The 9,814-nt window shown below is 29.0% G+C and carries 11 protein-coding genes and 1 tRNA gene; 3 read left to right on the top strand and 9 right to left on the bottom strand.

Annotation, left to right across the window (positions count from 1 at the left end; all coding sequences use genetic code 11):
* Window positions 1-2: 2 nt before the first annotated feature.
* A tRNA-Leu gene (locus ABY863_RS10855) sits at window positions 3-84 on the bottom strand.
* 148 nt (window positions 85-232) lie between these two features.
* Here ABY863_RS10855 and ABY863_RS10850 point away from each other — a divergent pair.
* From ABY863_RS10850 to pth, 3 genes are all read left to right on the top strand, one after another.
* Window positions 233-1,174 (top strand): ribose-phosphate pyrophosphokinase, encoded by a 942-nt coding sequence (locus ABY863_RS10850; protein ID WP_372794708.1) that lies wholly within the window; start codon window positions 233-235, stop codon window positions 1,172-1,174.
* A gap of 23 nt (window positions 1,175-1,197) precedes the next feature.
* On the top strand, window positions 1,198-1,824 hold the full coding sequence (locus ABY863_RS10845; RefSeq protein WP_372794706.1) for a 50S ribosomal protein L25/general stress protein Ctc: 627 nt from the start codon (window positions 1,198-1,200) through the stop codon (window positions 1,822-1,824).
* Window positions 1,825-1,979: 155 nt separating this feature from the next.
* Window positions 1,980-2,546 carry an aminoacyl-tRNA hydrolase gene (pth, locus tag ABY863_RS10840; protein WP_372794704.1) on the top strand — a complete coding sequence of 189 codons (567 nt, stop codon included), beginning with the start codon at window positions 1,980-1,982 and terminating at the stop codon, window positions 2,544-2,546.
* Between the two features lie 56 nt (window positions 2,547-2,602).
* Here the strand turns inward: pth and ABY863_RS10835 are convergent, their stop codons facing one another.
* The 8 genes from ABY863_RS10835 to ABY863_RS10800 all read right to left on the bottom strand — a co-directional run.
* The gene (locus ABY863_RS10835) at window positions 2,603-3,061 is read right to left on the bottom strand and encodes a 6-pyruvoyl tetrahydropterin synthase family protein (RefSeq protein ID WP_372794702.1); all 459 of its coding nucleotides are present in this window, start codon (window positions 3,059-3,061) and stop codon (window positions 2,603-2,605) included.
* A gap of 16 nt (window positions 3,062-3,077) precedes the next feature.
* Window positions 3,078-3,260 carry a hypothetical protein gene (locus tag ABY863_RS10830; RefSeq protein WP_372794700.1) on the bottom strand — a complete coding sequence of 61 codons (183 nt, stop codon included), beginning with the start codon at window positions 3,258-3,260 and terminating at the stop codon, window positions 3,078-3,080.
* A 3-nt stretch (window positions 3,261-3,263) separates the two neighbouring features.
* Complete coding sequence (locus ABY863_RS10825) at window positions 3,264-4,019, bottom strand: enoyl-CoA hydratase/isomerase family protein (protein WP_372794698.1); 756 nt, start codon at window positions 4,017-4,019, stop codon at window positions 3,264-3,266.
* Window positions 4,020-4,030: 11 nt separating this feature from the next.
* Window positions 4,031-5,365, bottom strand: coding sequence for an MATE family efflux transporter (locus ABY863_RS10820; protein WP_372794696.1), 1,335 nt, complete (start codon window positions 5,363-5,365; stop codon window positions 4,031-4,033).
* Window positions 5,358-5,867: a GNAT family N-acetyltransferase gene (locus tag ABY863_RS10815; RefSeq protein ID WP_372794694.1), complete on the bottom strand. Its 510-nt coding sequence runs from the start codon at window positions 5,865-5,867 to the stop codon at window positions 5,358-5,360. The genes ABY863_RS10820 and ABY863_RS10815 overlap by 8 nt, the downstream gene beginning before the upstream one ends.
* A gap of 7 nt (window positions 5,868-5,874) precedes the next feature.
* On the bottom strand, window positions 5,875-6,723 hold the full coding sequence (locus ABY863_RS10810; RefSeq protein ID WP_372794692.1) for an alpha/beta hydrolase family protein: 849 nt from the start codon (window positions 6,721-6,723) through the stop codon (window positions 5,875-5,877).
* Window positions 6,724-6,732: 9 nt separating this feature from the next.
* Window positions 6,733-9,474 carry a PD-(D/E)XK nuclease family protein gene (locus ABY863_RS10805; RefSeq protein WP_372794690.1) on the bottom strand — a complete coding sequence of 914 codons (2,742 nt, stop codon included), beginning with the start codon at window positions 9,472-9,474 and terminating at the stop codon, window positions 6,733-6,735.
* A gap of 85 nt (window positions 9,475-9,559) precedes the next feature.
* On the bottom strand, window positions 9,560-9,814 hold a 255-nt coding region (locus tag ABY863_RS10800; RefSeq protein ID WP_372794688.1), incomplete at its 5' end, for an OmpA family protein.

Below are 9,814 nucleotides of genomic sequence, written 5' to 3'. Positions count from 1 at the left end.
AGTACCTCGAGCGGGAATCGAACCCGCACGTCCTAAGACACTGGATTTTGAATCCAGCGCGTCTACCAGTTCCGCCATCGAGGCAAATTGTAATTGGTGTGCAAATTTAATAATATTTTTTATCTTATGCATAAAAACTTGACTAAGTTATAGTCTAACCATTAAATAATTTTAAATTTGCACCAAATAAACAACAACACATAACAACTCAACTAATTAATACAACTTAAAAATGGAAACTCCTTACCTAGAACCTAAAATTTTTGCCTGTTCACAAAGTATAGAATTAGCTAGTAAAATTGCTGAAAATTACGGACTTAAACTTGGAAATGTTGTCGTTACAAGATTTAGCGATGGAGAATTTCAACCTGCCTTTGCAGAATCAGTCAGAGGAAGGCGTGTTTTTATTGTTGGGTCAACGTTTCCAAATTCAGATAATTTAATGGAAATGTTACTAATGTTAGATGCCGCAAAAAGAGCTTCAGCTCGTCATATTACAGCAGTAATACCTTATTTTGGATGGGCAAGACAAGACAGAAAAGACCAACCTAGAGTTGCTATTGGCGCTAAATTAGTTGCAAATTTATTACAAACTGCCGGAGCTACAAGAATTATGACAATGGATTTACACGCCGATCAAATCCAAGGTTTCTTTGAGAAACCAGTAGATCATTTATTCGCTTCGTTTATCTTTTTACCCTACATCCATAGTTTAAATTTAAAAGACATAACCATAGCTTCACCTGATATGGGTGGGTCAAAACGTGCGTATGCCTATTCTAAATTTTTAGAAAGTGAAGTTGTAATTTGTTATAAACAGCGCTTAAAAGCAAATGTAATTTCTACAATGGAATTAATAGGTGATGTAAAAGATCGACACGTAATTATTGTTGATGATATGATTGATACAGGAGGAACGCTTACTACAGCTGCAGATTTAATGATGGAAAAAGGAGCACTAAGTGTCCGAGCTGTTTGTACACATCCAATACTTTCTGGTAAAGCTTATGAACGAATTGAAAATTCTAAATTATTAGAATTAATAGTGTCTGACACAATTCCTTTAAAAAGAGAAAGTTCTAAAATAAAAGTTGTAACTTGCGCCCCTTTGTTCGCAGATGTAATGCATAAGGTGCAAGATAACACATCAATAAGCGGGCAATTTTTAATGTAAATAATTAATAAATAGATAAATAAATGAAATCAATTACAATCTCAGGATCTCAAAGAGAAAGCGTAGGTAAAGTAGCTACTAAAGCCTTACGTAATGCTGGAAAGGTACCTTGCGTTATATACGGAGGGGATAAACCATTACACTTTTCAGCTGATGAAACTTCATTCAAAAAATTAGTGTATACAGCAAATGTTTATACTGCAACGATTGAATTAGAAGGGGCTAAATATCATGCAATTTTACAAGATATTCAGTTTCACCCAGTGTCTGACAAAATTTTACACGTAGATTTTTACCAGTTATTTGATGATAAAATGGTAACAATGAATATTCCTGTAAGATTAGTTGGTACGTCTCCAGGAGTAATTAATGGTGGTTCTTTAAGTTTTGCAAAACGTAAATTAAGCGTTAGAGCATTACCTGTTGATTTACCTGACTTTATTAATGCTGACATTTCTAAATTAAGAATTGGTCATAAATTGGTAGTATCTCAAGTAGCTGACGAAAAATTCTCTATTTTACATCCAGAAAACACTGTTGTTGTTCAGGTTAGAACTGCACGTAGTGCTGTAAAAACTGATGATGAGGAAGAAGGTGAAGAAGGTGAAGAAGGGACTACAGAAGTTAGTGAAGAAGAAGCTTCAGAATAATATTTTTATTTTAAAACAATATAAAAGCGTTGCAATTTGCAGCGCTTTTTCTTTTTAAAAAAACATATTCTTTTTATTACTTTTGTTAAATGCAATTATTTCGATATATAAAATTAATATTCGGAGCTAAAAAAGAAACCTTAACTGTTGATTCTATGAAAAAATTCTTAATTGTCGGTTTAGGAAATGTTGGTGAAAAATATAGTAATACCAGACATAATATTGGTTTTAAAATTTTAGATGAATTAGCCAAAAAAGAAGATATCACATTTGAATCTGAAAAATTAGGGAGTATTGCTAAATTTAGATTTAAAGGGCGTACTTTTATTTTATTAAAACCTTCTACTTATATGAATTTAAGCGGTAAAGCAGTAAAATACTGGCTTACCAAAGAAAATATTCCTCTTGAAAACTTATTGGTAATTTGTGATGATTTAAACCTGAATTTTGGTGCAATTAGAGTAAAAGCCAAAGGAAGTGATGGTGGGCACAATGGATTGAAAGATATTAATGCCACTTTGGAAACTCAGCAATATGCTCGCTTTAGATTTGGTGTTGGTTCTGAATTTTCAAAAGGTCGTCAATCAGACTTTGTTCTTGGAGAATGGGATACTGAAGAAAGTAAATTATTACCCGAACGATTAGAACAAGCAGGTAAATTAATAAAATCATTTGGTACTGCGGGTTTAAACAATACCATGAACACTTTTAATGGAACCTAATTTTGTTGAATCGCTAATTTTTTTTAAATATTGAAAAGTCTTTCTTTTTGGAGATTTTAGATAGTTTTTTGATCTGAAGCATACCACTCAGCATTGGAGGTGCCTGTTTCTTGTAATTTTAAAGAATGTAACTTAATACTATCAGGTAATTTATTTTTAATTTTTTTTGCAAAATCTATCAACATCATTTCACTAGTTGGTTGGTAATCAACCAATATCACGCTATGACCTCTTTTTTCTAATTCATTTGCTAATTCAATATGAGGAGTGTTTTTATTGAATACAGTAGCGTGATCAAATTTATCAACTATTTCAGAACCAACTATTTTTTTTAAGTCTCCAAAATCTATCACCATTCCGCATTTTACATTTGCTGAATCACTTATTGGAGTCCCAATTACGGTAACAGAAAGCTTGTAACTATGCCCATGTACATTTTTACATTTCCCATCATAACCAAATAATGCGTGCCCTGTTTCAAAATGAAATTGTTTTGTTATTCTAATAGTACTCATTCAATATTTTTCTAAATTAATCTTCTAAATCTTTTCTGTTTTTTGCTTTATAATATACAAAATACGCTAGTAATGCTAATAATACAAATGGTAAATAAGTTCCAATAGCAACGCCAATTTGATAACCATTATCGGGTGCGTTTTTAATTTTTTCTTCAACATTTACTTGTTGTAAAAAAGCTATAAAAGTTATTAACATTTATTATTTTTTAAATTTCTGTAATGCTTTTTTTGTGAAATCTGAAAGTACCAATTTCCCGCTAATTTCAGCTTTTTCTTCTAATAAGACTGTCCAGTTTTCTGTACCTTTCCACAAAGCCTTTTTCATTTCTTTTAAAGCTTCTGGATTGTAATTTGAAAGTTTATTTGCTAAAATTTCAACTTCTACATCCATTTCTTTAATAGTATCAAAAACTCTTGAATACAAACCTTTTTCCTTTGCCCAGTAGGCATTTTGCCAATTGGTAGCGTTTAAAGTTAATTCACTTAAAGCAGCCAACCCTATTTTTCTTCTAACAGCAGGTTCAATAACAAAAGGACCAATACCAATAGTGAATTCAGATAATTTAACAGAAGCTTGCTCGGTTGCAAAACAATAATCACAAGCAGCAGCCAATCCAACACCACCACCTACAGCTTTTCCTTGTATACGTCCAATTATTAATTTTGAACAATTCCGCATGGCATTAATAACATTGGCAAAACCTAAAAAAAACTGTTTTCCATCTTCAAAATTTGAAATTGCAACTAATTCATCAAAAGAAGCGCCAGCACAAAAAGCTTTTTCTCCTTCACTTTTTAAGATAATTACATGAACATCATGATTGCTACTTAATTCATTCAGAGAAGCTGTTAATCTGCTCAGTAACTCCCTTGGAAAAGAATTACTTGCTGGATGACCAAACTCAATGGTAGCAATATTATTTTGAATATTTGTATATAAACTTCCGTTACTCATAATGCACAAAGTTACGTGTTTTTGTGTAAATAGTTGTTTCTATATTTTACGACTAAAATTCCAGCTCTTAACAACATCCAAACTGTAAAAGCCATCCAAATACCGTATAACTTTAAATTGAAGTAATCAGCAATCAAAAGGACAGGTAAAAATCCTAAAAAAGTAGCAATTAACAATAAATTTCTTAAGGTAACAGCTTCTGCAAGTCCTTTGAAAATTCCATCAAAAACAAAAGCGATGGCGTTTATGGGTTGCATAATAAGTACTATCCAAAAAATACTATAAAATGATTGTAAAACTAATTGATCTTGAGAAAAAAGTTTTCCTATTTGAACATAAAAAACGGCACAAAAAACACTTAATAATATTGAAACTACAACAGAATATCTACTTAGTTTGATGCTTAACTTCCACATTTTTTTGTAATTCTTCTCTCCTAATAACTTTCCTGAAACAATATTTCCAACACTGGCATATCCGTCTATAAAAAAAGCAAAAAATAACCAAATTTGAAAAGCAATAGTTTGTGCAGCTATATAATTATCTCCATACTTTGTAGCATACGAATTCGCTAAATACAAAGCCACATTCAATGCAAGTGCTCTTATTATTAAATTAAAACTTATAGCCAATAAATTTTTAATTTCTTTATTAAAAGGGAATGTTATTTTTAAACTAAAGGGAGTTTTTTTTAATATTAAAATGAGTGCTAAAATGGCCATAACTCCCTGCGAAATTACACTTGCCCATGCAGCTCCTTCAACATTCATAGGCTCTATAAAACCTTCTATTCCATAAACCAATATAAAATCTAATCCAACATTTAAAACTGCCCCAACAATACTAATTACCATGGGCCAAAAAGTGTTTTGTAAACCTCTAAAAACACCGAACGTTGAAAATACAAAAAGCGTTAAGGGAAATCCAATGGCTCGTATTTTAAAATAGACAATTGAATAGTTTAAAATAAGTCCATCAGCATTGTAGAGTTTAAATATTTCATTTGCGAAAAATACAGTAGTAAAATAAATTACAATACTTAAAACTAAGTTAATTGCAATAATTTGAGCTGGTAAAGTTGCTATTTCATGTAATTTTTTAGCGCCTAAATACTTAGATATTGTTGCTGAAATAGCCGAACGTGTTTGCGCTAATACCCAAACCATTGCCGAAATAAACGAACCAGCTATTCCAACAGCTGCCAAAGCTTCGGTTGGGTTTACCTGAATATTTCCAACAATAGCAGTATCTGTAATTGAAAGTAAGGGTTCCGCAATTCCTGCAATGATAGCCGGTATTGCCAATTTATTAATTCCTTTAAAAGTTATGCTGGATTTTTTATGCATTTAAAACTTTTTCGTAGCAATAAAACGAATGTTCACTTTGTTTCGGAAAATAGATAGCTTTAAGTTTTATATAATTGCGCTGTTCATAGAATTGTAGATTCCTTTTATTTTGGCTAAAAGTGTCTAATCTAATAGAATTGTACTTGTTTTCTTTCGCAAAATCTTCGGCAAAATCCATTAATTTTTGCGCATATCCTTTTCCTTGAAAATTTGGATGTACTGCTAAACGATGAATATATAGGTTTTTGTAATTTTTAGTTAACCATTTTACATTTAGATATTCTTTATCTTCAATTTCAGTTAACACAACAATACCTTTAATAATTTCACTTTCTTCTAATTTCCAAATTTGCCCTAATTCAATATCATTCTCTAAAACTTCTTTTGAAGGATACATTTCATTCCATTGAAAAATACCATTATCCATCATAATTTTCGCACAACTTTTTGTGAGTACATGAAGTTGATTTAAATCTGATATTTTTGCTTTTATAATAGTCATTAAAAATTTATTTTTGAAGAATAAATTCGATACTATGCTTTACTACTTTTTTTAAATGAAATGGCATTATTAATTTCCCCCAGGGTTGTGTACACCCCAAAGGGTGATTCATTTTATCAATAAAAATTAGTTCACTTTTAGGATTCCAAGAATGTAAATTTTTTGCCTCTATAGGTAAAACAACTTCATCATTTTCTCCATGAATAATTAAATGTGGAATTTTTATTTTTGAAACTGCGTTTTTTATTGTTAATAGTTCCTCGTTGTCTTTAAAATTTTGGTAGAACTGGTATAAATGCGGCATTTGTTGAAGTGTTCTACTATTTAAAATATAGGAAACACCTTGTTTTTTCCAACCTTCTAATTTTTCACCATCAGGAAATCTCATGCCATAATCTGAAACTCCAGCCCAAGTAATCAATTTTTTTATTTTTTTATTTTCAGAAGCTTTTATGGTTACAATTCCTCCACCGCGTGAATGCCCTATTAACGTAATGTTATTAATATCAATTTCATTTTTAAAATCAGGATTCGTAGTTACCCAATTAATTACATCTTCTAAATCATTTAATTCTTTTATAAAATTATTGTTTCCAAAAGCTTCTAAATCTGGAAAGTCTATTGGGTTTTCTAATGTTCCTCCATTGTGTGAAAAATTAAATTTCACGAAAAATATTGATTTTTTTACAAATACTTTTGACGCTAAATTCCAAGCACCCCAATCTTTATAACCTTTATATCCATGACAAAAAATAACTACTGGTTTCTTTTTGTTGTCTTTTATATATAAAGTATCAGTAACTATAGGCTTCGTATGATGCGTGCTTTTTACGATTCTATTTTTATTTATTTGCATATAAAATATTTAAAAGGGTAAATTTTTATTTTCAATAAAAGGAATTGCTGGGTCTAAAATTTCACTGATTAGTTTTCTTATCTCAACTATAAAATCTTGTATTCTTTCTTCTGTTACTTCGTAATCTGTCCCTCTAAATTTATCCGAAAAATTAATTTTTATAAATCCTGAATTTAAATTTTTGAAGGAAATAACTCCGCTTTGTAATGGTGAAATTTGTTTATTCATTTTTGATGTATACAAATATGAATACAATAGCACTTGCATTGCTTTTGTGTATTTATAATCTTCACAAATAATACTAAAATCAGACAGTTTTAATTGATTAGCTTCAACTTTACCTGTTTTATAATCAACAATACGTATAACACCATCTAATTCATCAATTCTATCTACAATTCCTCGTAAATTTACAGGAAAATTAATACCTTCAACTATTATTTCAGTATTTAATTTTTCTTCTAAAGCTATAATTTTTAACTGTTTATTTTCATTTAGCAATTGCATTTCCTGCTTTAAAAATCGGTTTATAAGATTTTTACTTACTTCAAAAATTAGCTTGTTTTTACCTGTTTTTATATTTCCTTTTAAATAATGTTTTCTAAAATATTTTGTAAGTAAATCATTACATTTTTTTTGCATTTTTGCAATATTTTCTTTCTTTAAAAACTTATCTAAATATGGCGTGTACATTTCTTCCAAAACATCATGTATAACTGAACCCATAGTATTTGCTGCAATAGTTTCTTCAACCTCATCATCTTCATATATCTCTAATACTTTTTGTTCATAAAAGCTAACCGGATTGTAAATATAAGTAGCTAGGGCTGATGGCGAAATACCTTTTATAAATACTTCTTTTAGTTTTTGTAGTACTTCTTCTGTTTTTTCAATTTGAATTAATGGAACTTCAATATGTTGAACTTTTGGGCTTATAATTGATTTAGTAATTGATGGATTATTGATTTCAAGTTGGGTTAAAAACCTACTTTTTTCACCTGATCCATAGCCATCATTTTCTGTATTATAAATCAAGTAAATATTTTTTGCTCTCATTAATAAGCGCTGAAAATGATATGAAAATATAGAATCTTTTTCTTGATAAGTTGGCAATCCAAAATGCTTTTTAATATCAAAAGGAATAAAAGAAAAATCACTTTTCCCTGCTGGTAAAATTCCTTCATTTACGGAAGTAATAATAACGGTTTCAAAATCTAAAGCTCTTGTTTCAAGCATTCCCATTAATTGTAAACCTTGTAATGGTTCACCTTGAAACGATAATTTTTCATTTTGTAATAGTTGATTGTAAAATAATGTAAGGGTTTTTAAATCAGTTATATGGTTATATGTTGTGTTTAACGTTTCTAGTTGTTGAAAAATAGTATAAAAACGATATAAATATTCTTTTTCAACACCCACAACAAATTCTTTTAATTCGTTTAATAAACTACAGCATTGTGTAATTATAGCATTCATATCTGTTGAAAATTCAAATAAGGAAAATAATAATGAAAGTTCCTTTGCTTCATTAGGTGATAAACATTTTTTTATTGTTTCTAATCCTAAAAATATACTGTTTTCACTTTTAATTTTAGTACTTATTTTTTGAAGTGTTTCATTATATAATTTATTTAAAAAAGGGTCATTTAAAATGTTTAAAACATCTTTATAATAAAATATACGCTCTATTCCCTTATTAAATTTCTGCTGGTTTAAATGCAACTTAAATATGGCATCAAGCAAATTCGCAATTGGAATATCTTTTAAAGAGTATCCCATTGTAATATTAATGTTTTTTACATTGTTTGGTAAGGAGTTTAGCGCTAACGTCAATAAATTTTCATCGGCTAAAACCAATGCTGTTTTGCTAAAATTTTCTAATTTAGAAATTAACTCTCCTGCATATTTTATTTGTGTAATATTTTTAGGTGCGCCTATTAAATTTATATTTTGATTGGAAATTTCTTGATTTTCAATCCATAAAAATGGATTTTCTTGATAGTAAACCCATTCGCTTTTATATTTTCTTAAAAAAACACCTGCTTCATTAAATTTATTAAAAATTGTTTCATTGGCATCCCAATAAACTGAAGCTATATTGTTATTTAATAATTCCTGAATAATATACTCTTCTGCTTTATTTAGAGCATTAAATCCTACAAAAACAATATGTTTATCTATATTATTATGTATGTAAAGTTCTAGATTATTTTTAGCTTCTTTATAAACAAGCCCTTGGTAACCAAATTTATTATTTTTAAGTTTTTTATTGAGGCCTTTATATAAAATGTGTAAATATTCAAAAAATTGAAGATAATTTATTGCTAGTTGACTAGGTTTTTTATCTTGAAACCATTCCTCTAATTTTTTAACATCTCTTAAGTTTGTAAAAAAGTCTTCTGAATTTACTAAGTAGCTATCTATCTCATTAAAATCATGTAGCGCAATAGTAGCCCATTGAGAAAATGCATCAAAAGGCTCAATGTTTTCTTTTGGAAGGTTTTGTTTATAGATGCTGTAAAATTCGAAGAGTAATTGCGTGTTATCAATTAAACTAATATCTCCAATTTCTTGAATATAGTTCTCAATGCTTATAATTTTTGGTAAAAAAGATGAACTTGGTAATTTTTTAATAATTTCTTCTTTCAAAAACACACAAGAACGCTGACTAGGAAGAACAAATATTAAGTTATCATAGCATTTTTGTTTACTGAATATATCGTCAACAACTCTTGAAATAAATGATATCATCTAACTTCTTTTTAGTTTATAAAAATAAAAAAAACGCTCCTAAATTCGGAGCGTTTTTAAATATAAATTAACTATTTAATTTATATTATTTTTTAAGTGTTACTTCAGTACGTCTATTGTTAGCTCTACCAGATCTTGTAACATTAGAATCAATTGGCATACTTTCTCCATAACCTACAGTTGTTAGTCTATCTGCATTAATACCATTTGAAATTAAATAATCTCTAACAGCATCAGCTCTACTTTGAGATAATAATTGGTTAGATTTAGTTGAACCAACACTATCAGTATGTCCTGCAATAACAAAATCAGCTTGTGGATATTCTTTAAATATTACTGT

The organism is Lutibacter sp., assembly GCF_041562875.1.
Taxonomy (GTDB): domain Bacteria; phylum Bacteroidota; class Bacteroidia; order Flavobacteriales; family Flavobacteriaceae; genus Lutibacter.
The sequence above is the reverse complement of the archived record's forward strand: the minus strand, read 5'-3'. Positions and strand labels throughout refer to the sequence as shown.